Consider the following 23,145-nt stretch of genomic DNA (forward strand, 5'->3'; position numbering starts at 1 on the left):
GAAATGGCCGAACAGCACCGGGCTCTGATCACCGGGGCGTCGCGCGGCATCGGCCGGGCGGTGGCCTTGCGACTGGCCCGCGAGGGGTACGCCGTCGCCGGCTGTCACCACACCGGCGACGACGCCGCCCGGCGTACCGAGGAGGACGTCCGGGTGCTCGGCGTGCCGTGCTACTTCGCGCGCTGCGACGTGGCGGACCCCGCCGCCGTCGAGGACTTCGTGCGCGCCGCCGAAGACCATCTCGGCACGTTCGACCTCGTCGTCAACAACGCCGGCATCACCCGCGACGCGCCCCTGGTGCTGGCCCCCGCTGACGACTGGGACGCCGTGCTGGCCACCAACCTCACCGGAACCCGCAACGTCTGCCGGGCCATGGCGTTCCGCTTCATGAAGCAGCGCAGCGGTGCCATCGTCAACATGTCGTCAGTGGCCGGGGTCTACGGCAACGTCGGCCAGACGGCCTACGCCGCGAGCAAGGCCGGCATCATCGGGTTCAGCAAGTCGCTGGCCAAGGAGGTGGCCCGGCACGGCGTACGGGTCAACGTGGTGGCGCCCGGCTTCATCGAGACCGAAATGACCGACGCGCTCCCGGACCGGCTCCGCGAGCAGGCGCTGGGCCAGATTCCCGTACGCCGGTTCGGCCGGGCCGACGAGGTCGCCGAAATGGTCGCCTTCCTGCTCAGCGAGCGCGCCTCCTACGTCACCGGCCAGGTGTTCCAGGTGGACGGGGGGATCACGCTGTGACCCGGGCGGTGGCATCCCCGTTGTGTGACGCCGACCTGGTGCGCCTGGACTCCTCCGGGGCGGCCTTCGCCGTGCGTGTTCCCGTGCGCGGCGACGATCCGTACCTGCGGGGCCACTTTCCCGACCTGGCGGTGTTTCCCGGGGTCTTCGTCGTGGAGGCGCTGTGCCGGGCGATGGCCGGAGCCGCCGGGGACCGCCCGCCCGAGCTGGTCGAGCTGCGCTCGGTGCGGTTTCTCGCGCCGCTGCTCGACGGTGACACGCTCACGCTCACGGTGCGGGCCGAGGAGTCGCCCGGTGGTTGGGACGTGCGCGCGGTGGCGTACCGCGCCGACGGCACCACCACGGCCAAGCTGCGCGCCCTCTTCGCCGCCGCCGGAGTCGGCGATGGGTGAGCACAACGAGATCCGGGCGGTGCTCCCGCAACGTCATCCGATGCTCCTGGTGGACCGGGTGCTCGCGCTGGAGCCGGGACGCTTCATCCGGACGGTCAAGCTGGTCAGCGCGACCGAGCCCTGCTACGCCGACCTGCCGGAGAGCGCCGAGCCGTGGCGGTTCGCGTACCCGCGGTCGCTGTTGATCGAGTCGTTCGGCCAGAGCGCCGCCCTGCTCTGGCTGGGGGGCAGCCGACCGCCGGACGACGACGGCGTGCTGATGTTCGCCGGCGCCCGGGACTGGCACTTCGCCGGCTCGGCATACCCCGGTGACGTCCTCCGGCACGAGGTCCACCTCGACTCCGTGGTCGCCGACACCGCGTTCGCCCACGGCGAGACCTGGATCGGCGATCGCCGGGTGGCCACCGTGGGCACCCTCATCGCCACCCGCCGCCCCGTCGCCCGGCCGGCGGTCCCGCCGTCCGGCGTTGCCCACCCTCATCCAATGGTTTCGGTCAGCACGGAAGGACAGCGATGACGATCAAGGAACAGCAGCTGGAGGAGCTTCGCGAGATCGTCGCGGAGGTGCTGGAGGTCGAGCCGGAGGAGCTCACCGACACCGGCGACTTCATGGACGAGTACGAGGCGGACTCGCTGCGTGCCATCGAGATCCTGGCCCGTATCGACAAGCAGTTCAAGGTGGAGATTCCGCAGGCGGAGCTTCCCGAACTGCGCAACCTGAAGGCCGTGCACGCCGCCCTGACCCGGCACGCCACCGGCCGGGACTGAGCCGTGGTCCGCGTCGCGGTGACCGGGCTCGGTCCGGTATCGAGCATCGGGGTCGGCGTGTCGGCGTTCGCCGACTCGCTGCGCTCCGGGCGATCCGGCATATCCCGGATCACCAGCTTCGACACCTCCGGGTTTCCGTTCGTGAAGGCAGGTGAGGTGCACGGGTTCCGGCCCGGTGAGCACCTGTCCAGGCTGGACCCGTCCCGGTGGGGCCGGTCCAGCCTGTTCGCGGCCACCGCGGCGCGGCTCGCGGCCGCCGACGGCGGTCTCGACCCGGACCGGATCGACGCCGGACGCGCGCACGCGGTGATCGGCACCACCAGCGGCGAGTCGCAGGTGCTGGAGGCGCTGACCGCCCAGATCCTCGCCGACGGGTTCGCCGGCCAGGACCCGACCCTGCTGGCGCAGCTACCGGCGAACCGGCTCGCGCACGCGGTGAGCGAGGAACTCGGCCTCGCCGGTGAGTCGCTCACCCTGGCCACGGCCTGCTCCGCCAGCAACTACGCGATCGGGTACGGCTACGACCTGCTCGTCGCCGGTGAGGCCGACGTGGTGTTCGCCGGCGGTGCCGACGCGGTGTGCCGGTGGGCGCACGCCGGCTTCTTCAGGCTGGGCGCGCTCACCGAGCACGCGTGCGCGCCGTTCGACCGGGACCGCTCCGGCATCCTCACCGGCGAGGGCGGGGCCGTGCTGATGCTGGAGACGTTCGAGCACGCCCGCGCCCGCGGCGCGCGGATCTATGCCGAGCTGCTGGGGTACGGGCGCAACTGCGACGCGCACCATCCGGTGGCACCGCACACACCCAGCATCGCGGACTGCATCCGGCTGGCGCACCGCAACGCCGGGGTGAAACCCGAGGACGTCGACTACATCTGCGCGCACGGCACCGGCACACCCGCCAACGACCTGGTGGAGGGCGCGGCGATCCTGGAGGTCTTCGGGCCCGAGCCGCCGCCGGTGAGCTCGATCAAGTCGATGATCGGACACACGATGGGCGCGGCGAGCGGGTTCGGCGCCATCGCCGGGGTGCTGGCGATCGACAGGGGTTTCCTGCCGCCCACAGTGAACTGGGAGCACCCCGACGAGGGGCTGCCGGGTCTCGACCCCGTGCCGAACGTGGCCCGCGACGCCACAGTTCGCGTGGTGCAGAACGACGGGTTCGCCTTCGGCGGCAACAACGCCATCGTGATGCTGGGAGCGGTGGCATGACCGGCGTGAGCGTGTTCGGCTGGTCCGCGCTCACCTCGGCCGGCACGGCCACGTCCGCGGCCACCGCGTCGCTGCCGCGCCCCGACGCCCCGGTCGCCCCCGGCACCGGTGGCCTGTTCACCGAGTCGCTTCCGTCGCCGCGCGGACACGTCGTGCCGGGCTTCGACATCCGGGCCCGGCTCGGCCGCAAGGGGACCAGCACGTACGACCGGGCCACCGGGCTGGCGGTGGTCTGTTGCGAGGACGCTCTCGGCGCGGCCGAACTGTCCGCCGACGCCGACCGCGGTCGCGTCGGTGTGGTGCTCGGCACGACGATCGGCAGTTTCCGGTCCACCAGCGACTTCAGTCGCGAGACGCTGGTGCAGGAGAAGCCGTACCTGGTGAACCCGATGCTGTTCCCGAACACCGTGATGAACGGCGCGGCCGGCCAGGTCGCCATCCGGCACGGCCTGCGCGGTGTCAACGCCACCGTCGCGGGTGGCGCGCTCGGATTCCTCAACGCCGTCCGGTACGCCGAGATGGTGCTCGCCGGCGGATACGCCGACGTGATGCTCGCCGGTGCCGTCGAGGAGTTCTCCGCACACCGGGCGTGGGCCGCCCACCTCACCGGTACGACGGCCGAGGTGCCGCTCGGCGAGGCGGCCGCCGTGTTCGTCCTGTCCGCGCCCCAGCCACCGGCCTGGGTCGGCGCCGCGCCGGTCGCCGACCTCGTCACCGCCACCGGGTTCGGTCCGGGCGGCACCGGGGCGCGCGCACTCCTGGCCTGCGCCCGGCGCGCCCTGGACCGGGCCGGCGTCGCACCCTCCGACGTCACCGCGGTCCTCACCGGCGAGGCGGACGAGGCGGGTCAGGACGAGTACCTCGCGGTCGCCGGGCTGCTCCGCCACCGACCTCGCCGGGTAGCGGCGAAGAGGCTGCTGGGGGAGTGCGACGCGGCCTCGTCCGCCGCCGCGCTCGCGGTCTGGCTGGCCGACCCGGAGCCGGCCGGTCCGGCCCTGCTGACCGCCCGCAACGCCGACGGCGCGGTGGCCGTAGCTGTCGTGAGGAGGTGCGCCGATGCCGGCACTGGTGACCGGTAGCGCCGTCCGTACCTGCCTGGGCGACGGCCAGCGGACGTTCGCGGCGCTGCTCAGCGGCGCCTGCGGCGCGGCACCGTTGCGGCACCCCGGCCGGGCGCTTCTGAACGTCTCGCACGGCTACCACGCCGCCGGCGCGGCACCGTTCGGCGCCGCCCGGATGTTGTCGGCGTGCGTGGCCGAGGCGGTGGCCGCGTCCGGGCTGGACGCCGGCCGTCGCCGGGTCACCGCCCTGGTGGGTACCGGGCTGCGGGAACTCGGCGCGGTCGAGGAGTTCGCCCTCAGCGGGGTCCGTCCGCCGCGCTCGAAGCTGCACTTCGCCGAGGCGGTGCGCCGCGTGCTGCCGGGCGTCACCGACGTCATCACGGTGTCCAACGCGTGCAGCGCGGGTGGGCACGTCCTCGCACTGGCCGAGGACATGCTGGCCCTGGGCGACGCCGACGCCGTCGTGGTCGCCGCCGCCGACACCATGACACGCTCCATGCTGGCGATGATTGGGCGGGTGAGCGATCCGCCCACCACGCGGGTCCGCCCGTTCGACCGGGACCGCACCGGTGTGCTGCTCGGCGACGGTGCGGCGGCGCTGGTCGTGGAACCGGCGGACGTCTCCCGACCGGCGCTCGCGCGGGTCGCCGGCACCGGCCTGTCCTGCGATGCCCGGCACGAGACCGCGCCCGACGTGGACGGCATCTGCCGCGCCATGCGCGACGCGTACGCCCGGGCGGGGCGGGAGCCGTCGGAGACCGATCTGGTGATCGCGCACGGCACCGGCACCGCGCTCAACGATCCGGCCGAGTGCCGGGCACTGCGGGCCGTGGTCGACGCCGCGGGCGGCTCGCCGTTGATCACCGCGGTCAAGGGCGCGGTGGGGCACACCTCCGGTGCCGCGGCGCTCGTCAACGTCGACGTGGCGATCCGCTGCCTGGAGACCGGGCTGGTGCCGCCGGTGGCCGGCCTGCGTACGGTCCTGGACGAGGGTGCCGGACTGCGGTTCGTCGTGGGCGACTTCGTCGGGTCGCGGCCCCGGCTGGTGCAGGTGAACGCCTTCGGGTTCGGCGGCGTCAACGCGGTCTCCCTGCTGGAGGCGTCGTGACCACCGCCATCTACGCGACCGGTTGGAGCCTCCACCTGCCCGGTGCCGACCTGAGCGCCGCAGGAGTGGGGGAGTGGGCGCGCGCGGAGGCCGCCACCGCCGACCGGGCGGCCACGCTGCTGGGTCGCAAGGGCCTGCTCTCCAAGGACCCCGCGACGCGGCTCGCGCTCTGCGCCGTGCACCGGGCGCTGGGGTTGACCCCGGGCCGTCACCCGCTGCCGACGCCGCTGCCCGCAACCGCGGTGGTGGCGTGCAGCAATCTGGGCAACGTCGAGACCGTGGCCCGGGTGGCCCGGACGGTCACCGAGGAGGGCGGGCGCGCGGTCAGTGTGCTCGACGCGCCGGGCGTGTCCAGCAACGTGGTGTCCAGCGCGGTGGCGCTGTGGTTCGGCTTCGGCGGCCCGAATCTGATGATCTGCTCCGGCGCCCGGTCCGGGCGGGCCGGCCTGCGCACCGCCGCGCTGCTGCTGGCGGCGGGCCGTGCCGACCGGGTGGTCCTGGTCGGCGTGGAGCCGGCCGACGAGATCGCGTCGGCGCTGCACGCCGGTGCCCCGCCGTTGCGCGCGGGTGCCGCCTGCGTCGTGCTCACCGCGCGCCCGGGTCCCCTCGCCGTCCACTCGCGACAGCCCCTGCCCGCGGCCGAGCCGTTGCCGTCGGGCCCGGTTGACGACTGGGGTGACTCCTACGGCGCACGCGACATCGTCGCCCTCGCCCTGGCCGCGCACCTGGTGGCCGACGAGGGACACGGCGCACTGGCCGTGGGCGATCCCGGCGACACACCGTTCGCCGTTCTCGGCGGTGCGTCGTGACCGTCCCCGTGCACGTGCTCAACGAGGGTGATCCGGGCGCCCCGCTCGTGGCGTTCGCGCACGGGCTGGAGGACACCTGGCAGAGCTGGCGACCTCTCGCCGAGTGGCTCGGCCCGCGCCGGCGCCTGGTCGCCCTGGACCTCCCGTGGCGAGCCGGCAACGACTACCGGTGGCGGCACCGGTCGCCCGCTGACTGGCTGCGCTCGGGCCTGGCCGCGTTGCCCCGGACCCCGGACGTGCTGGTGGCGCACTCGTTCGGCGGTAACGCGGCACTCCAGCTGCTCTGCGCCGACGAACCCCTCGCCGGGCGGACCGTCGCGCTGATCTGCCCCCTGTACCGACCTCCCGGAGGGCCGGTCACCTGGGCACTGTTCGACCGTTCCCGGGAGACGTTCGTGCAGCACATCCACGACGGCCTGCGCGCCCGGATGGGCAGCCGGGCGGCCCGCATCGACGCCGGGCTGTTGGCGGCGATGACGGACCTGGCGATCGAGCGGGTGGGCCCGGCCGGGTTCCTCACCGTTTTCGAGCAGTACCTGGCGACCGCCGATCTGTCACTCGAGGCGGTGGGCAGGCCGGTCGCGGTGCTCGCCGGCGGCGCGGATCCCACGCTGACCCCGAAGGCGGCGGAGGTGCTCGCCGCCGGCATGCCGGGCGGCCTCCTGCACCTGCGCGACGACTACGACCACTTCTGCCATGTACGGCACGCCCAAGGGATCGCCGACCGGGTCGCCGACCTGGCCCGGCTGGCCCGGGCGACGATGGGAACGGCGGGATGAGCAATGACCGTGACGATCACACCAAGACCCACAGTGGTGCACACCGAACCGGGGTACGAGGGCGCCAACATCCGTACCTGGATCGGTTTCAAGCACTTCCTCTACCTGGTTGAGCAGGGCGTGCTGCGCTGGCTGCGCGACCAGGGCGCTGGCGCCGGTGAGCTGTACCTGCGGCACGGTCTCGGCCTGGAGATCGTGGAGAGCTCCGTGCAACTGCCCGCCGTGCTGGAACTGGACGACGAGGTGCGGGCCGAGGTCACCGCGGCCACTGACAACCTGCTGAGCGTCCGGCTCGTGTCGACCCGGGACGGACAGGAGGTGACCGCGCTGCGGGGCCGGGTGCGGGTCGCGCTCGTGCGCGAGCGCACCGCCGAGACCTACCGTCGCGCGCCCGGCGGGCTCGACGCTCTGGAGGTCCCCGAGCTGGCCGCGGCGACAACGGTGCGACACCCGGACCACCGGTCGCTGGCACCCGGTGAGACAGCCGAGGACGTGCTGGGCGCGGAGCCGGGCGCACACCTGTGGTCCTGGCGGGCGCCGTACTTCTACTGCCACTACTCCGACCGGGTCCAGCACTCCGGGTTCGTGCGCGCTCTGGAGGAGGTGGTGGACCGCTTCCTCGCCGACCGCGGCATCTCCGTCGGCCGCCTGCTGACCGAGCGGTCCTGGATCCCGGTGGTGTCGCGCAGCCACCTCCAGCTCGTCGAGGCCGCGCGGATGGAGGAGACCGTGCACACCGTCTTCACCGTCACCGACATCCTGCGCGGCGTGCTCTTCGACGGACGGATGCGGTGCCACGTCCAACGCGGCGACCGCCTGGTGCAGGTCGCGCAGGCGCGGATCCTGCACGGCTACGCCATCGCCGCCGGACCCGGCGCGGGCGGCATGGCCGAGCTCGACGACGAGGTGGTCGCGGCGCTGCGGGGAGACCGACGGTGAGCGCCCGGCCGCGGCTGTACTTCTCGTTCCGCAGCCCGTACAGCTGGCTCGCGGTGCGGCGGTTGCGCGAGGCCGTACCGGATCTGTTCACCAGGATGGACCTGCAGCCGTACTGGGACCCGGACGAGCGGTCGACGGCGGCACTGGCGGCGCGCGGCGGCGAGTTCCACTACGTGCAGATGAGCCGGGCCAAGCACCTGTACATGCTGCTCGACACCAAACGCCTGGCCCAGCGCCAGAACCTGACCATGGCCTGGCCGATCGACCGGGACCCGTGGTGGGAACTGCCGCATCTGGCCTGGCTGGCCGCGCGACGCGAGGGCCTGGCCGAGGCGTTCTACGACGCGCTGGCGCAGGCCCGCTGGGGACGGGGTGAGGACATCTGCCAGCCCGACACGGTGCGCCGTGCGGCGAAGGAGGCCGGGTTCGCTCCGGAGACGGCGGTCCTGGCCGCCGAGTCGGCGAGCATCCGGGAGGAGGGCGTGGACTGCCTGTACCGCGCGTACCTCGACGACATCTTCGGCATCCCCTACCTGAAGCTGGGGCGCCACCGGTTCTGGGGACTGGAACGGGTCGACGCCTTCCTGGAGATGTGGCAGGCGGGTGACGACCGGCCGGTGGTCACCGAGTCGGCCCGGCTGACCCCGCCGTACGACCTCGACACCCCGGGCGGATGCGGATGACCACGCGCCGCGAACCGCTCGCCGAACGGCGCTACCGCAAGCAGCGGCTCGCCGCGACACTGCGGCTGTTCGCCCGCTTCGGCTTCGACCACGGCGCCGGCGGACACGTCACCGCCCGTGACCCGATCGAGCCGGACCACTTCTGGATCAACCCGTTCGGCATGCACTTCGGACACGTGCGGGTCGCCGACCTTCTGCTGGTCGACGAGTCCGGCACTGTGGTCGCGGGCAAGGGCAGCGTGAACCCGGCCGGGTACGCGATCCACTCGCACGTGCACGCCGCCCGGCCGGACGTGGTGGCGGCCGCGCACACGCACTCGACGTACGGGCGGGCCTGGTCCACCCTCGGTCGACCGCTCGACCCGCTCACCCAGGACGCCTGCGCCTTCTACGAGGACCACTCGGTCTATGACGGCTTCGAGGGCGTGGTCCTGGAGTCGCAGGAGGCGAAGCACATCGCCGACCGGCTCGGCGACGCCAAGGCGGTGATCCTGCGCAATCACGGCCTGCTCACCGTCGGCGGGAGCGTGCAGGAGGCGGCGTGGTGGTTCATCACCATGGATCGCAGCTGCCAGGTGCAACTGCTCGCCGAGGCGGCCGGCCGGCCGGTACCGATCCGCCCGGACGCCGCGCGGGCCACGGCGGCCCTGATGGGCGCGCCGGGCATGGGCCGGCTCAACTTCTCCCCGCTGTACGACGACATCCTCCGCGCCCAACCCGACCTGATCGAGGAGTAGACGCGCCCATGCCGACGTTGATCAACGACCTCATCGCCGCGAACGGACACCGCACGGCCCTGGTCGACAAGCGCGGCCGTTCCAGCTGGCCGGAGCTCGGTTCGCGGGTGCATCGCTGGATGGGCGTCCTGGCCGCCGAAGGGCTGGGTCGCGGCGACCAGGTGGCCTGCGTGCTCGGCAATCGCCGGGAGACGTTCGAGATCCTGCTCGCCTGCCTGCACCGGGGGATCACCGTGGTGCCGGTGAACTGGCATCTGACCGAGCCGGAGATCGCCTACCTGATCACCGACTCGGAGTGTCGGGGGCTGATCGTCGAGGAGCCCTACGCGCAGGTGAGTGGCCGGGCCGCCGCCCGCGCGCCGGGGGAGGTGCCGACGCGACTGGTGCTCGGCGACCGTGACGTGCCCGGCTTCCGGGCGGTGGAGCCTCTGCTCGCCGCCGCGGATCCGGCCGAACCGGCCGAGCAGTCCTGCGGCTCCACCATGCTCTACACGTCCGGGACCACCGGTGCACCCAAGGGCGTGCTCAACGGCATGTTCGTGGTCGGAGCGCCGTTCACCCGGGTGGCCAAACTGCTGGAGTACGCCCGCGTGGTCCTCGACGTCCCGGCGAACGAGCGGTTCCTGCTCGACGGGCCCTGGTACCACTCGTCGCAGCTGTTCCTCGCGCTGCTCGCCCTGCTGCGCGGCTGCACGCTGCACATCCAGGAGCGGTTCGACCCGGAGGCCACGCTCGCGGTCATCGACGCGGAGCAGATTTCCGCGGCGCATCTGGTGCCGACCCAGCTGGTGCGGTTGCTCCGGCTGCCGGAGCACGTCCGCCGCGGCTTCTCCGGCGCATCGCTACGGCGGGTCTGGCACGGCGGCGGGCCGTGCCCGCCGGACGTCAAACGGGCCATGATCGAGTGGTGGGGGCCGGTGTTCCTGGAGTACTACGGCGCCACCGAGGGCGGCGTCGTAAGCCTGATCAATTCGCACGACTGGCTGCGCCGGCCGGGCAGCGTGGGCCGCGCCGTGCCGCCGTACGAACTCGTGGTGGTCGACGAGGAGGGTGCCCCGGTGCCCGCCGGTGTGTCCGGGCGGGTGTTCGTCCGGCGCCTCACCGGGCGCACGTTCCAGTACCACAAGGCGCCCGAGAAGACCCGGGCCGTGCACCTGGCCCCGGACAAGTTCACCTACGGCGAACTGGGACACCTGGACGAGGCCGGCTTCCTGTACCTCGACGGCCGTGCCCAGGACCTGATCGTCACCGGGGGCGTGAACGTCTATCCCACGGAGGTCGAGGCGGTGCTGCTGGCCCATCCGGCGGTACGGGACGCGGCCGTCATCGGCGTGCCCGACCACGAGTTCGGGGAGCACGTGGTCGCGGTGATCGAGCTTGCTCTGCCCGAGCCGGCCGACCTGTTCGCGCTACTCGATCCGCACTGCCGCCGCTCGCTCGCGGGTTTCAAGACGCCTCGGGCGTACCACGTGGTGGCCTCCCTGCCCCGGGACACCTCGGGCAAGTTGCGGAAGGACGCGCTGCGCCGCGCCATCGCGCCGCCCGCGCCGGACGACCCGGATGCGGTGCTGGAGCGGACGTCGTCGGCGGAGCCGGTGCCGTGACCGCCGTGTCGGGCGTCACCCGGCCGGACATCGCCCATCCGGCCACCTACGCGCACGGGGTGCCGCACGCCGAGTTCGCCCGTCGGCGGCGCGACGAACCGGTGGCCTGGGTCGACGAGCCGCTCCTGACCCGGCACAGCGCGAGCGGCCGGATCACCGAGCGGGGCCGTGGGTACTGGGCGGTCACCACGCACGCGGCGGTGCAGGAGGCGTCGCGGCGCACCGGCGACTTCTCGTCCGGGCGGGCCGGCGCCTTCCTCGTCGACCCGCGGACACCGGCGGACCTGCGGCAGACCAGGCAACTGCTGATCAGCATGGACGCACCGCAGCACGTCCAGATCCGCCGCCTGGTGACGTCGGTCTTCACGCCCCGGGCGGTCGGCGGTCTCGCCGACGGGGTCGCGACACACGCCACCGAGCTTGTCCGGCGCGTCGTGCGCGCCGGCGAGCTGGACGTGGTCACCGACCTGGCGGCCGAGTTGCCGTTGCTGGTGCTCTGCGACCTGCTCGGTGTCCCGCGCGCCGATCGCCACCTGCTGTACGGGTGGAGCAACCATCTCGTCGGCTTCGACGATCCCGAGTTCGGCGGCGGGGACGTGGACGCCTACCGGCGGACGTTCGCCGAGGCGTTCACCTACGCGCTGGAACTGGCGGCCGAGCGCCGCGCGCGCCCGCAGCCCGACCTGATCAGCCGGCTCGCCGTCGCCGAGGTGGACGGCCGGCGGCTGTCCGACCGCGAATTCTGCATGTTCTGGCTGCTGCTGGTGGTGGCCGGTAACGAGACCACCCGACACCTCATCGCTGGCTCGCTGTCGGCCCTGGTCGACGACCACGAGCAGCGCGACCGACTGGTGGCTGGCACGGTGCCCATCGCCGCGGCGGTCGACGAGCTGATCCGCCATGTCACACCGATCATGCAGTTCCGACGTACCGCCACCCGCGACACCGAGCTGGCCGGGCAGGCCATCGCGGCCGACGACAAGGTGGTCCTCTACTACACCTCGGCGAACCGCGACCCTGCCGTCTTCACCGAGCCGGACCGGCTCGACCTCGGCCGCAGTCCCAATCCGCACCTGGCGTTCGGCATCGGGCCCCACTTCTGCCTGGGCGCCCACCTGGCCCGGCACGAGTTGACCGCCCTGCTCCGGGCGTTCCTCCCGCACCTGCCGTCGCTGGTGCGTACCGGACCGGAGATCCGGTTGGAGTCGAACTTCGTGAACGGTTTGAAGTCTTTTCCCGCACAGATCCGATAAGCGCGTGCTTCAGCCAATGGAAGGGAATTGCGCGATGGAAGAGTTCCGGATCGACATCCCACAATCCGACGTCGACGACCTGCGTCGACGACTGGCGGCCACCCGCTGGCCCGGCGAGCTCGCCAGCGTCGGCTGGGAACGCGGCGTGCCGCTGACCTACCTGCAGGAGCTCACCGACTACTGGGCCACCACCTTCGACTGGCGGGCCGCGGAGGCTCGGCTCAACCAGTTGCCCCAGTTCCGGACCGAGATCGACGGCGCGAGCATCCACTTCGTGCACGTGCGCAGCCCGGAACCGGACGCGGTGCCGCTGATCCTCACCCACGGCTGGCCCGGCTCGTTCGCGGAGTTCACCGAGATCGTCGGCCCGCTCACCGACCCGCGCGCCCACGGTGGCGACCCGGCCGACGCGTGCCACGTGGTGATCCCGTCGCTGCCCGGGTACGGCTTCTCCACCCTGCCGGACACCGGTTGGGACGTGGTGCGGATCGCCTCCGCGTGGTCGGAGCTGATGCGCCGGCTCGGCTACGACAGGTACGTGGCGCAGGGCGGTGACGCCGGATCGGTGATCTCCCAGGCGCTCGGCGTCATCGACCCGACGCACTGCGCGGGGGTGCACGTGAACATGCTGATGACCTTCCCGTCCGGCGACCCGGCCGACCTGGACGGCCTGAGCGAGCGGGACATGGCGCGGCTGGGCCGGCTGCGCGAGTTCGACGAGCACCTGTCCGGTTACATGAAGATCCAGCAGACCCGTCCCCAGACGCTGGCGTACGCGCTCACCGACTCACCGGTCGGGCAGCTCGCCTGGATCGTGGAGAAGTTCCGGGAGTGGACCGACAGCGAGAAGGTGCCCGAGGACGCGGTGTCGCGCGACCACATCCTGACGCTGGTGTCGCTGTACTGGTTCACCGCCACCGCCGGGCCCTCGGCGCAGTTCTACTACGAGGGCGCGGCCGCGGTGAAGGCGGCGGCCGCCGGGGCGGCGCCTCCTCCGATCACCGTGCCGGTCGGTGTGGCCGTGTTCCCGAAGGACATCTTCCTGCCGGTACGCCGATTCGCCGAGGCGCACATCCCCACCATCGCCCGGTGGACCGAGTTTGACCGGGGCGGTCACTTCGCCGCCCTGGAGCAGCCCGGCCCCCTGGTCGACGACGTCCGGGAGTTCGTGCGTCTGGTGCGCTGATCGACAACCGCCGCGGCCGGCCGGGTGATCCCGGCCGGCCGTGGTGTGCGTCAGAGAACGACCGCGCCGGTGGTGATGGCGGACAGCAACGTCCTGGCCTGGACGTTGACATAGTGCCCGTGCCGGAGCAGCGCGGTCAGCTGGCCCGGTGTCAGCCAGCGGTATCCCGGCGGCGGATCGGCGGGCGCCGCGTCGGACTCCAGGACGACGCAGCGGTTCTCCGCGTGGTAGAACCGCCCGCCCTCCTCGGCGTGCACCACGTCGTACCGGATCTGGCCGGGCGTCGCCGACCTGATCAGGTCCAGGAATGCCGGCCCGGTGCCCGAGCCGTGGTGCCCGGGCGTGCACTGTACGGTCGGCCCGAGCTCCACCGTGTTGTGGAAGCCGGCCTCCACCCGGGCGTGCGTGAGCAGATGCGGCACGCCGCCGAACCGGCGGGTCAGGAACGCGATCAACCCTCGTTCCAGCGGTTCGAAGAGTGGCTGGGTCCAGCCGCGCACCTCGCGGTTGTCGGCTTCGACCGAGACCGCCATCACCCGGAAGTAGCGGGGCGGGACGTGTTCGATGGTCCGTTCGCCGATGGTCCAGCCGGGCAGCCCGCGCAGCGGCACCAGCCGGCCGTGGAGGTCGTGGCGTGTGCGTTCCGCGGTGAACCAGGATCGCACCTCGGTATCGTCGTGCCGGGCCACCGCATCGCCGAAGGTCACCGGCGCGCAGGCCAGAACCGTACGGGTGTCCATGTTGATCAGGTTGTCGACCTGCATCAGACGGCCGATCTGGCCGAGGGTGAGCCAGCAGAAGTCCGCGCCGGCGTCGACCGGGGCGCCAGTCTCGACGATCATGTTCCGGTTCGTCTTGTGGTGGAACCAGGAACCGTGCTCAGACTGCAGCACGTCGGTGAGCGGACGGCCGCGATGCGGATCGGTGAAGAGCTCCAGGTGGCGCACCGGCGCCCCGCGGTGGGCCCCGGTGTAGTTGCTGCGGGTGGCCTGAACCGTCGGCGAGAGCTGCACCGGTGTCGGGTTGCCGGGCTCGGCCTTGGCCTGCAGCAGGAAGTGCAGAACGCCGTCGAACTCGGTGGCGACGATGCCCAGGATGCCCACCTCGGGCTGGTTGATGATCGGTTGCCACCACTCCAGGTGCGGCGACCCGCCGGTGCGTACGTGCAGGCCCTCCACAGTGAAGAAACGGCCGCTGTGGTGCACCAGGTTGCCGGTGCCCGGAGCGAACCCCCAACCGTCCAACTCCTGGAACGGGATCGGCGTCACCCGGAACCGCTGGGCGCGCGCCCGCTCCGCCAGCCAGCCCGGCACGTCCGTCGTACGGATGGCCGCGCCGGCCTCGGTCTCGGCCGCCGAGCGAGCCAGGCGTTGCGCCAGCCCGTCGTCCTCACGCGGGCGCAGCCGGAGCGCCGCCCCCGGCGCGCTCATGCGGCCAGCTCGATCCGGGTGTCGTCACCGATCACCAGCCGGTGCGCGAGGCCGTCGCCCGCGCTGACCGTCGCGGCGCGCCCGATCAGCGACCGGGCCAGTGGCGGCACCGCCGAGATGGTGGCACCAGCGAGCACCACCGAGTCGGCCACTGTGCACCGACGCAGGACGCAGTCCGGGCCGACGGCGGTGAACGGCCCCACCGTGCTGTCCTCGACGAGGGTTCCCGCCCCGATGACGGCCGGGCCGTCGATGCGGGAGCGCACCACCCGGGCGCCGGGCTCGACGACGACCTGCCCGGTCAGGATGCTGGCCGGGTCGACGTCGCCGGACATGCCGGGCGTCAGGTCGGCCAGCATCCGGCGATTGCAGTCGAGCAGGTCGTCGACCTGCCCGGTGTCCTTCCAGTAGCCGTCGTAGACGCTGGCACGGACGTCCGCGCCGGACGCGAGGAGCCACTGGACCGCGTCGGTGATCTCCAGCTCCCCGCGGGTGCTCGCGTCGATCGCGGCCACCGCCTCGTGCACCGCCGCCGTGAAGAAGTAGACGCCGATCATCGCCAGATCGCTGCGCGGCCGGGCCGGCTTCTCCACCACCCGCAGCACGGTGCCGTGCGGGTCGAGCTCGGCGACGCCGAACTCCTGCGGGTCGCTGACCTTGTGCACCACGATCTGGGCGGCCGGGCGGTGCGCGCGGAAGTCGGCGGCGATGTCGGCGACACCGTCGGGCAGCACGTTGTCGCCCAGGTACATGACGAAGTCGTCGTCGCCGAGGAAGGAACGTGCCAGCCGGACGCAGTCCGCGAGCCCGCGCGGCTGGTCCTGGTGCAGGTAGGTGATCGGTACGCCGAAACGCCGGCCGTCGCCCAGCGCCGCCCTGATGTCGGGCCCCCACCGACCGACCACCACCCCGATCTCGGTGACGCCGAGGCCGCTGACGGTTTCCAGCACCAGTTCCAGTACCGGTCGATTGGCCACGGGGAGCAGTTGTTTCGGCATGGAATGACTGAGCGGGCGGAATCGCGTGCCGGAACCGCCCGACAGGACCAGAGCCTTCACCGTGGAAATTCCTTTCCTTGCAGGAAGTGTGGACGCTCGTTCAGTGGCGTCCGGCGACGAATTCCCGGATGGTCCGCCCGACGTGGAGGATCATGTCGTCGGTGATGCCGGGATAGACGCCGATCCAGAAGGTGCCGTGCACCACCGCGTCGCTGTTGGACAGGTCACCGGCGACCCGGAACTCGACATCCCGGTAGGCCGGGTGCCGGGTCAGGTTGCCGCTGAACAGCAGCCGGGTACGGATCTGCCGCTCCTCCAGGTGCTGCTGTAGCTCACCGCGGCCAAACGGTGCGTCGGGCGTGACGGTGAGCGCGAACCCGAACCAGCTCGGGTCCGAGCCCGGTGTGGGACGCGGCAGCAGCAGTCCCGGCACTCCGTCGAGTTCCTCGCGCAGCCGCTGCCAGTTCTTGCGCCGGGCCTCGCCGAACGCCTGGATCCGCTCCAGCTGGCTCAGTCCGAGCGCCGCCTGCAGGTCGGTCGCCTTCAGGTTGTAGCCGACCTGCGAGAACGTGTACTTGTGGTCGTAACCGGCCGGGAGTGTGCCGAGCTGCCAGTCGAACCGCTTCTTGCAGCGGTTGTCCTCCCCGGGCTCGCACCAGCAGTCGCGCCCCCAGTCCCGGAAGGACTCCACGAGGTGGGCCAGTTCCACGCTGTCGGTGAGCACGCAGCCACCCTCGCCCGTGGTGATGTGGTGGGCCGGATAGAAACTGACAGTGCTGAGGTGGCCGAACGTGCCGGTGAGCCGCCCGCCGTACAGCGAGCCGACCGCGTCGCAGTTGTCCTCGATGAACCACAGGCCGTGCCGCTCCGCCAGTTCGGCGATCTCGGCGGCCTCGAACGGGTTGCCGAGCGCGTGGGCGATCATGATGGCGCGGGTGCGTGGCCCGATCGCTGCGGCCACCCGTTCCGCTGTGGTGTTGTACGTGCCGAGTTCCACGTCGACGAACACCGGTATCAGGCCGTTCTGCACGATCGGGTTCACGGTGGTGGGAAAGCCCGCCGCCACCGTGATGACCTCGTCGCCGGGCCGCAGACGCCGGTCTCCCAGCTCGGACGCGCGTAGCGCGGACAGGGCGAGCAGGTTCGCCGACGATCCCGAGTTGACCAGGTGGGCCTTGCGGAGGCCGAAGTACCGCGCGAAGGAGCGCTCGAAGCGCAGCGCGTGGAACCCCGCGGCGATCCGCATGTCCAGCGCCGCCTCGACCAGCGCCAGCCGGTCTTCGGCTTCGAGTACCGCGCCGGACGACAGCACCGGCGTGACGCCCGGAACGAACTCCTGGTCGTCCGGTGTGCGTTCGGTGTGATAGGCCCGGACCAGGTCCAGGATCATTGCCTTGAGGTCCGGGGTCATGGTGTGCTCGCCTCCTGCGCGGGGTGGCCGGGGAACGGGTGGGACCGGGCGGCCTGCCAGATCCCGAGCAGCGTCTCGGGCAGCTCCCGGCGCGTCGACCAGCCGAGCACCGTGTACGCCCGGCGGGTGTCGGCCCGCTGCCAGTCGCCGTCGGCGGAGCGCGCGCCGGTCGTCGGCGCCGGCCGCAGCTCCAGTCGGTAGGGGACACCGCTGACCTCGGCGAGCGCCCGGACCAGTTCCTCTGCGGTCCGGGTGACACCCGACCCGATGTTGAACAGCCCGGGAGCGATCTGCCGTGCCGTGCCGGCGGCCAGGACGGCGTCGGCGGCGTCGCGTGCGTCCACGTAGTCGCGGTACTGCGCCAGGTCCGTCAGCTCCAGGTGTGCTGTCGTACCGGTCCGGTGTGCCGCCACCAGGCGGTTCACCGTCCGGCCCAGCACGCTGACCGGTGACATGCCGGCGCCGATGACGTTGAACAGCCGCAGCACCACCGCCTCGACGCCGTGCCGGGCAGCGAGGCGGCGTACCAGCTCGGTGCCGGCCAGCTTCGACCGTCCGTACGCGCTGCGCGGTGCGGCCGGGGAGTCCTCGGTCAGGGCTGTCGGCGGTGGCTGCGGCGCGTACTCCAGCGATGAGCCGAGATGCACCAGCCGGGCGTCGGCACCGGCCTCGGCCACGGCCCGCACCACGAGTCCGGCGAGTTCGACGTTGGCGGCGGTGAGCCGGTCGGGCTCCGGCCGCCAGATCTCACCGGCGGCGTTGACCACCACGCCGGGCCGCGCCGCGCGGATCGCCTCGGTCAGCGACCGGGTCGCGACCTCGGACCGGCGCCCGGCCACGACCACGTCCCAGCCCGCCGAGGTCAGCCGGTCACGGACGTGCCGGCCCAGCAGACCCGTGCCGACCACCAGGGCGCGCCCGGTCACGGCTCGCCCAGGCCGGCCGCCCGGCGGATGGTGTCGACCAGCCGCGCGTGCCCCAGCATCTCGGCGTGGTGCCCGGACAGGTCATGCTCGCCGCGCACCGCCGCCACGAAGGTGCGGACCAGCGCGGCGAACTGGTCCTCGGCGGCCAGCGTCCGCGACTCGCGGCGGTCCTGCTGCCGCAACCCGAGCACCGGGCGGTGTTCCGGAGGCGGCGTGAACGCGCGCTCCAGGCGCAGCTCACCGGTGCTGCCCCACAGCTCGTACCCGCTGCGGTAGAAGTGCTCGAAGCCGAACCCGACCTGCACCGCGACCTGGTTCGGCCCGCTCAGCAGCACGGTGCCCGCCACGTCCACGCCGGACGGTCCGGTGCGCAGGTCCGCGCCCACCACCCGCAGGTTCGGGCCGACGAAGTGACGTGCCGCGCGCAAAGGGTAGAAGCCGACGTCGAGCAGCGCCCCGCCGCCCAGGTCCGGGCGGTACCGGATGTCCCCGTTGTGCAGCGGCGGAATCCCGAACACGCTGCTGAAGGCGCGTAGCTCCCCGATCTCGCCGGCCTCGTACGCGCGGCGCACCGCGGCGTGCTGGCCGTGCAGGAGGAACGCGGAGTTCTCCATCAGGGTGAGGCCGCGCTCGGCCGCCTGGGCAACCAGGTCCGCTGTCTGCTTCTCGGTGCCCACCATCGGCTTCTCGGCCAGCACATGCTTGCCGGCGGCCAACGCGGCGCCCGCCCACCGGTGCCTCAAGCCGATCGGCAGCGGCAGGTAGACCGCTTCCACGTCGGAACGCTCGAGTAGCTCCTCGTACCGGTTCACCGCGGCGCAGCCGAACCGGGCCGCGAAACGGTCGGTGCGTGCCGGGTCACGTCCGGCGATCGCGACGGTACGCAGGCCCGGTTCCGCCGCAGCCGCAGGCAGCAGCTTGCGCCACGCGATGTCCGCGCAGCCGAGCACGCCCAGGCGAACGGGGACCGGCACGTGGTTCATCGGCGTCGCCCCAGAACGAGAGCGACCCGCAACCGCACGTACAGCATGGGAATCACCTGATCACCATCGCGGAGCACCGCCCGGGACGGCATCTCACACGTTGCGCAGCCGGGTCGTCCGTCCGCTGAGCGCAACTTGCGAGATGCCCGGGATGTCGCCGCTGCGGCACAGTGGTGCCATCGCAGGCAGCGTCGCCTGTCGATGTTCGGTCCGGGCGCCGGGCGGCACCGCAATCTGGAAGAAGATCGCGCGTGGCCAGAGCAAGCAGACTGAGCCGGATCAGTCGACTTATACCGATGGGTAGGTGCTCACATGGTTGCATCGCGCCGGCAGTTCCTCGGCTCGGCCGCTGCTGTCTCCGGCGCTGCTGTCACCGGCTTGGTCCTGCAGCCCGGCGCTGCGCAGGCCGTCGGTCACAGCGGTGGGGCGGCCTTGCCGAATGTGGTGGTGCGTCCGGACGACCCGCGTTACCCCGAACTGCTGACGCGCGGGTTCAACGCGCGTTTCGTCTTCTCCCCGGATTCGATCGTGCTGGCCTACTCGGCCGGCCAGGTCCAGGAGGCGGTGCAGCGGGCGGTCAAGGAGGGCCGCAAGTTCACCGTCCGCAGCGGCGGGCACTGCCTCGAGGCGTTGGTCGCCGACCCGCGCTTCGACATGCTCATCGACGTGTCCCCGATGCACCAGGTTTCCTGGGACGCCAAGATGAACGCCTTCTCGGTCGGCGCGGGCAGCACGCTCGCGCAGGCGTACAAAGCGCTCTACCTGGGTTGGGGCGTGACCATCCCCGGTGGGGTGTGCCCACCGGTGGGCATCGGCGGACACACCGCCGGCGGGGGATACGGGCCGCTGTCCCGGCGGTACGGTCTCATCTCCGACCACCTGTACGCGGTTGAGGTGGTGACCGTCGACGCCAAGGGCAAGGCCCGCATCGTCGTCGCCACGCGCCGCCCCGACGACCCGAACCGCGACCTGTGGTGGGCGCACACCGGTGGTGGCGGCGGCAACTTCGGCGTCGTCACCCGGTACTGGTTCCGCGACCCGCGGGCCACCGGAAACAACCCGACCAAGGCTCTGCCGCGGCCGCCGGCCCGGCTCCTGATGACCTGGGTGACCTGGCCATGGGAGTCGCTGAGCCAGGCGGACTTCAAGCGGCTGGTGCAGAACCACGGTGCCTGGCACGCGGCCAACAGCGGGCCAGACTCGCCGTACGTCGTCATGCACAGCGCCCTGCATCTCAACATGAAGAGGGACTACGCGCTCTACCTCGAGTGCCGGATGGACGCCACGGCGCCCAATGCCCGCCGGATGGTTGAGGACTACATCGCCGCTGTCTCCGAGGGCGTGTCAGTGCAGGGCTACGTCGAGATGAACGAGGAGCTCTGGCTCGCCAACGCGTTGTTCGAGTACCCCCGTTCGCTCGGCGCCCGGACGAAGTCGGCGGGCAGCAACCTGCGCAAGCCGCTCACCGACGACCAGATCGACATCGTCTACGGGGCACTGACGGACCCCGACGCCAAGAACTCCTGCCTGGTCTATCTCGGTGCCTACGGCGGGCAGGTCAACGCGGTTGCGTCGGACGCCACCGCGGTGCCCCAGCGTGACTCCATTCTGCGCTTTTGGATCGACTCCACCTGGGCCGATCCGAACGCCGACGCGGAGGCCGTGGAGTGGACCCGCCGGCTCTACCGGGACGTGCACGCCGCCACCGGCGGGGTGCCGGTCCCGAACGACCAGTACGACGGCTGCTACATCAACTACCCCAGCAAGGACACCAAGGACCCGGCGTGGAACACGTCCGGGGTGCCCTGGCACGACCTCTACTACAAGGGCAGCTACCCGAAACTTCAGCGGATCAAGAAGAAGTACGACCCGCTGAACACCTTCCAACACGCGATGTCCATCGAGCCCGCCTGACCGGGCGGTTCGTCCAGGTCTTGCCCGCAGACCGCTGACACAGCCGGTCGCGAAGCGGCCCCACGCCCATCGACATGACGGGTGTGGGGCCGGTTGCGTACTGCCCTGACGACGGTGTGACGGAAGAGGTGGCGGTCCTTGCCGGACAGCCGGGACGACCTGAGTCCCGGCCGACCCGATCCGATCAGCAAACGGAGGACCGACATGACGAGCCCGGACGGCAATGCGAACGCCACGACCAAGGTGTTCCTGGTGCAACAGGGTGTCTGGGAGATGCCGCTGGAGTCGATGCCGCTGGCGTCGGGCTACCTGAAGTCGACGGCCCTGGCCGACGACCGGATCCGCGACGCCTGCGACATCAGCATCCACAACTTCCGCGGCGGCACCACCAACGCCACCATGGCCAACGCCCTGTTCAGCGACGAGCCGCCGGACGTTCTCGCGTTCAGCGTGCTGGGCTGGAACTACCGGTCCTTCGGATCACTGGCCGCGACGTTCAAACAGCTCAACCCGGACGGCTGGGTCGTCTTCGGTGGCACCCACGTGGCCGAGCAGGCCGACCGGGTGTTCCGGATGTTCCCCGAGGTCGACGTCGTGGTCAACGGGGAGGGCGAGCTGACGTTCCGCGATCTGCTCAACTGCTACCTCGACGGGGTGGACAAGCACGCGCTGCACGCGGTGGCGGGTGTGTCGTTCCGCGAATCCGACGGCGCCACCTGCCACAACGTCGCCCGGGACCGGATCGAGGACCTCGAGATCATACCGTCGCCCTTCCTGACCGGGGCGCTGGAGATGACCGACGCCGACGGCAACTTCCGGTACGACGTGGCGCTGATGGAGACCAACCGGGGCTGCCCGTACAAGTGCGCGTTCTGCTACTGGGGCGGCGCCGTCGGGCAGAAGGTCCGGGCGTTCTCGCCGGAGCGGATGCGCGCCGAGCTGGAGATGTTCGGCCGGCTCAAGGTGCACACCGTGGTCGCCTGCGACGCCAACTTCGGGCTCCTGCCCGGTGACGTGGAGTTCGTCGAGACGCTCATCGAGACCCGGGACCGGCTCGGCTTCCCGCGCGCGCTGGAGACGTCCTGGGCGAAGAACAAGTCGAAGACGTTCTTCCGCATCGTCAAGATGATGAAGGAGGCCGGCATGCGCAGCTCCTTCACGCTCGCGCTCCAGACGCTCAGCGACACGGCACTGGACACGATGAACCGGCGCAACATGAAGGTCAACGAATGGGAGGACCTCGCCGCCTGGCTGGACGAGGAGGGGCTCGACTGTTACGCCGAGCTGATCTGGGGCGCGCCGGGCGAGACGGTGCAGTCCTTCATGGAAGGCTACGACCGGCTGTCCCGGCGGGTGTCGCGGATCGCGGTCTACCCGATCCTCCTGCTGCCCAACACCGACTACATGGAGAAGAAGGAGCAGTACGGCATCAAGGCCGTCCGCGGTGACAACGACGACTTCGAGTACGTGCTCGCGCACAACACCATGACCTTCGCCGAGAACCAACAGATGCAGCGGTTCCTCTTCATGGCGCGGGTCGTGGCCGAGAACGCGGTCCTGCGCTGGATCTGGCCGGCGCTGCGGCACCTCGCCGGCATCACCCAGTCCCAGGTGCTGCGCCACCTGGACACCTGGATCAGCACCACTGACGACCCGGCGGCCGCGCCACTGCGAGGGTACGCCGCGACCGCTGTCGGCGGAACCGGCGCATTCGGGGCGGCGATCACCTACCTCTACACCGATCCGGACGCGGAGCGGATGCTGCACCGCTGGTGGGACGAGGCGATCCGGCCGCTGGTGCCCGCCGAGGCGGCGCCGGTGCTGGACGAGGTGTTCCGCTACGACCTGCTCACCCAGCCGGTCTACCGCCCCGCCGACCATCCGGTCGGTGAGGACCTGCCGGTGGTGCTGGTCCGCGATGAGGAGTACTACCTACGCAGCGGGGTGCGGCTCCGCTACAACGTGCCGGCCATCGTCGCGGCCATCCGGCGCGGCGAGGAGCCGGACCTGTCGCCGGTGGACTTCACCGTCGACCTGTACTACCGCACCGGCTCGGAGTCGGCGGTGACGTCGACCAACCACGAGATCGTCGTGCACTTCATGGGGATGACCGCCGAGGAGGTCCACGACAACGCGCGGGGGAGTGCCGAGGGCCTGAGCGAGGCGGAGTTCGAGGCCTCCTCGGCGTCGCGGTCCGCGGAGGCCGGCTCG

General features: G+C 71.7%; 21 protein-coding genes and 1 pseudogene. 17 read left to right on the forward strand and 5 right to left on the reverse strand.

Features of this window, described 5'->3' with window-relative positions:
* The first annotated feature begins 3 nt into the window (after positions 1-3).
* The 15 genes from fabG to AB0B68_RS10980 are packed head-to-tail and all read left to right on the forward strand — an operon-like array spanning position 4 to position 13,272.
* On the forward strand, positions 4-744 hold the full coding sequence (gene fabG, locus AB0B68_RS10910; RefSeq protein WP_357259333.1) for a 3-oxoacyl-[acyl-carrier-protein] reductase: 741 nt from the start codon (positions 4-6) through the stop codon (positions 742-744).
* On the forward strand, positions 741-1,136 hold the full coding sequence (locus AB0B68_RS10915; RefSeq protein ID WP_357194137.1) for a hypothetical protein: 396 nt from the start codon (positions 741-743) through the stop codon (positions 1,134-1,136). The genes fabG and AB0B68_RS10915 overlap by 4 nt, the downstream gene beginning before the upstream one ends.
* Entirely contained in the window at positions 1,129-1,653 is a 525-nt protein-coding gene (locus AB0B68_RS10920; protein ID WP_357194134.1) for a beta-hydroxyacyl-ACP dehydratase, read from the forward strand. Before AB0B68_RS10915 ends, AB0B68_RS10920 begins: the two co-directional genes overlap by 8 nt.
* Positions 1,650-1,904 carry an acyl carrier protein gene (locus AB0B68_RS10925; RefSeq protein WP_355008681.1) on the forward strand — a complete coding sequence of 85 codons (255 nt, stop codon included), beginning with the start codon at positions 1,650-1,652 and terminating at the stop codon, positions 1,902-1,904. The genes AB0B68_RS10920 and AB0B68_RS10925 overlap by 4 nt, the downstream gene beginning before the upstream one ends.
* 3 nt (positions 1,905-1,907) lie before the next feature.
* On the forward strand, positions 1,908-3,113 hold the full coding sequence (locus AB0B68_RS10930; protein WP_357259336.1) for a beta-ketoacyl-[acyl-carrier-protein] synthase family protein: 1,206 nt from the start codon (positions 1,908-1,910) through the stop codon (positions 3,111-3,113).
* Complete coding sequence (locus tag AB0B68_RS10935; RefSeq protein ID WP_357259339.1) at positions 3,110-4,192, forward strand: beta-ketoacyl synthase N-terminal-like domain-containing protein; 1,083 nt, start codon at positions 3,110-3,112, stop codon at positions 4,190-4,192. Before AB0B68_RS10930 ends, AB0B68_RS10935 begins: the two co-directional genes overlap by 4 nt.
* Entirely contained in the window at positions 4,170-5,282 is a 1,113-nt protein-coding gene (locus tag AB0B68_RS10940; RefSeq protein ID WP_355008684.1) for a beta-ketoacyl synthase N-terminal-like domain-containing protein, read from the forward strand. Before AB0B68_RS10935 ends, AB0B68_RS10940 begins: the two co-directional genes overlap by 23 nt.
* Positions 5,279-6,091 carry a beta-ketoacyl synthase N-terminal-like domain-containing protein gene (locus tag AB0B68_RS10945; protein ID WP_357194124.1) on the forward strand — a complete coding sequence of 271 codons (813 nt, stop codon included), beginning with the start codon at positions 5,279-5,281 and terminating at the stop codon, positions 6,089-6,091. The genes AB0B68_RS10940 and AB0B68_RS10945 overlap by 4 nt, the downstream gene beginning before the upstream one ends.
* The gene (locus AB0B68_RS10950) at positions 6,088-6,870 is read left to right on the forward strand and encodes an alpha/beta fold hydrolase (protein WP_357194121.1); all 783 of its coding nucleotides are present in this window, start codon (positions 6,088-6,090) and stop codon (positions 6,868-6,870) included. Before AB0B68_RS10945 ends, AB0B68_RS10950 begins: the two co-directional genes overlap by 4 nt.
* A gap of 3 nt (positions 6,871-6,873) precedes the next feature.
* Positions 6,874-7,809 (forward strand): thioesterase, encoded by a 936-nt coding sequence (locus AB0B68_RS10955; protein WP_357259343.1) that lies wholly within the window; start codon positions 6,874-6,876, stop codon positions 7,807-7,809.
* A complete protein-coding gene (locus tag AB0B68_RS10960) occupies positions 7,806-8,492 on the forward strand; it encodes a DsbA family protein (protein ID WP_357194115.1) in 687 nt (228 codons plus the stop codon). Before AB0B68_RS10955 ends, AB0B68_RS10960 begins: the two co-directional genes overlap by 4 nt.
* Complete coding sequence (locus tag AB0B68_RS10965; RefSeq protein ID WP_357259346.1) at positions 8,489-9,229, forward strand: class II aldolase/adducin family protein; 741 nt, start codon at positions 8,489-8,491, stop codon at positions 9,227-9,229. The genes AB0B68_RS10960 and AB0B68_RS10965 overlap by 4 nt, the downstream gene beginning before the upstream one ends.
* Positions 9,230-9,237: 8 nt before the next feature.
* Positions 9,238-10,833, forward strand: a complete 1,596-nt coding sequence (locus AB0B68_RS10970; protein ID WP_357259349.1) for an AMP-binding protein — start codon at positions 9,238-9,240, stop codon at positions 10,831-10,833.
* Complete coding sequence (locus AB0B68_RS10975) at positions 10,830-12,086, forward strand: cytochrome P450 (protein WP_357194106.1); 1,257 nt, start codon at positions 10,830-10,832, stop codon at positions 12,084-12,086. Before AB0B68_RS10970 ends, AB0B68_RS10975 begins: the two co-directional genes overlap by 4 nt.
* A 34-nt stretch (positions 12,087-12,120) precedes the next feature.
* Positions 12,121-13,272: an epoxide hydrolase family protein gene (locus AB0B68_RS10980; protein ID WP_357194103.1), complete on the forward strand. Its 1,152-nt coding sequence runs from the start codon at positions 12,121-12,123 to the stop codon at positions 13,270-13,272.
* Between the two features lie 50 nt (positions 13,273-13,322).
* Here AB0B68_RS10980 and AB0B68_RS10985 read toward each other — a convergent pair whose 3' ends face one another.
* From AB0B68_RS10985 to AB0B68_RS11005, 5 genes are read right to left on the reverse strand one after another with little or no spacing between them, the layout of a single operon-like run.
* Positions 13,323-14,702: an NDP-hexose 2,3-dehydratase family protein gene (locus AB0B68_RS10985; protein ID WP_357194100.1), complete on the reverse strand. Its 1,380-nt coding sequence runs from the start codon at positions 14,700-14,702 to the stop codon at positions 13,323-13,325.
* Entirely contained in the window at positions 14,699-15,760 is a 1,062-nt protein-coding gene (locus AB0B68_RS10990) for a glucose-1-phosphate thymidylyltransferase (RefSeq protein ID WP_357194097.1), read from the reverse strand. The genes AB0B68_RS10985 and AB0B68_RS10990 overlap by 4 nt, the downstream gene beginning before the upstream one ends.
* 40 nt (positions 15,761-15,800) lie before the next feature.
* Entirely contained in the window at positions 15,801-17,111 is a 1,311-nt protein-coding gene (gene rfbH / locus AB0B68_RS10995; protein WP_357259352.1) for a lipopolysaccharide biosynthesis protein RfbH, read from the reverse strand.
* A complete protein-coding gene (locus AB0B68_RS11000) occupies positions 17,108-18,037 on the reverse strand; it encodes an NAD(P)-dependent oxidoreductase (RefSeq protein ID WP_357194090.1) in 930 nt (309 codons plus the stop codon). The genes rfbH and AB0B68_RS11000 overlap by 4 nt, the downstream gene beginning before the upstream one ends.
* Entirely contained in the window at positions 18,034-19,020 is a 987-nt protein-coding gene (locus AB0B68_RS11005) for a Gfo/Idh/MocA family oxidoreductase (protein ID WP_357194087.1), read from the reverse strand. Before AB0B68_RS11005 ends, AB0B68_RS11000 begins: the two co-directional genes overlap by 4 nt.
* 312 nt (positions 19,021-19,332) lie before the next feature.
* Here AB0B68_RS11005 and AB0B68_RS11010 point away from each other — a divergent pair, with 312 nt between their 5' ends.
* Together AB0B68_RS11010 and AB0B68_RS11015 are read left to right on the forward strand one after the other, a co-directional pair.
* A complete protein-coding gene (locus tag AB0B68_RS11010) occupies positions 19,333-20,934 on the forward strand; it encodes an FAD-binding oxidoreductase (protein ID WP_357194084.1) in 1,602 nt (533 codons plus the stop codon).
* Between the two features lie 204 nt (positions 20,935-21,138).
* A pseudogene (locus tag AB0B68_RS11015) lies at positions 21,139-23,040 on the forward strand (KedN5 family methylcobalamin-dependent radical SAM C-methyltransferase); the annotation flags it as partial.
* Positions 23,041-23,145 lie beyond the last annotated feature (105 nt).

Source organism: Micromonospora sp. NPDC049049 (assembly GCF_040649115.1).
Lineage (GTDB): Bacteria > Actinomycetota > Actinomycetes > Mycobacteriales > Micromonosporaceae > Micromonospora.

Excerpts from the sequence above, each read along its gene's own strand:
- fabG (WP_357259333.1), top strand. The coding sequence starts at position 4 with ATGGCCGAACAGCACCGGGCTCTGATCACCGGGGCGTCGCGCGGCATC.
- AB0B68_RS10920 (WP_357194134.1), top strand. The coding sequence starts at position 1,129 with ATGGGTGAGCACAACGAGATCCGGGCGGTGCTCCCGCAACGTCATCCG.
- AB0B68_RS10925 (WP_355008681.1), top strand. The coding sequence starts at position 1,650 with ATGACGATCAAGGAACAGCAGCTGGAGGAGCTTCGCGAGATCGTCGCG.
- AB0B68_RS10935 (WP_357259339.1), top strand. The coding sequence starts at position 3,110 with ATGACCGGCGTGAGCGTGTTCGGCTGGTCCGCGCTCACCTCGGCCGGC.
- AB0B68_RS10940 (WP_355008684.1), top strand. The coding sequence starts at position 4,170 with ATGCCGGCACTGGTGACCGGTAGCGCCGTCCGTACCTGCCTGGGCGAC.
- AB0B68_RS10955 (WP_357259343.1), top strand. The coding sequence starts at position 6,874 with ATGACCGTGACGATCACACCAAGACCCACAGTGGTGCACACCGAACCG.
- AB0B68_RS10965 (WP_357259346.1), top strand. The coding sequence starts at position 8,489 with ATGACCACGCGCCGCGAACCGCTCGCCGAACGGCGCTACCGCAAGCAG.
- AB0B68_RS10970 (WP_357259349.1), top strand. The coding sequence starts at position 9,238 with ATGCCGACGTTGATCAACGACCTCATCGCCGCGAACGGACACCGCACG.
- AB0B68_RS10980 (WP_357194103.1), top strand. The coding sequence starts at position 12,121 with ATGGAAGAGTTCCGGATCGACATCCCACAATCCGACGTCGACGACCTG.
- AB0B68_RS10985 (WP_357194100.1), bottom strand. The coding sequence starts at position 14,702 with ATGAGCGCGCCGGGGGCGGCGCTCCGGCTGCGCCCGCGTGAGGACGAC.
- rfbH (WP_357259352.1), bottom strand. The coding sequence starts at position 17,111 with ATGACCCCGGACCTCAAGGCAATGATCCTGGACCTGGTCCGGGCCTAT.
- AB0B68_RS11005 (WP_357194087.1), bottom strand. The coding sequence starts at position 19,020 with ATGAACCACGTGCCGGTCCCCGTTCGCCTGGGCGTGCTCGGCTGCGCG.
- AB0B68_RS11010 (WP_357194084.1), top strand. The coding sequence starts at position 19,333 with ATGGTTGCATCGCGCCGGCAGTTCCTCGGCTCGGCCGCTGCTGTCTCC.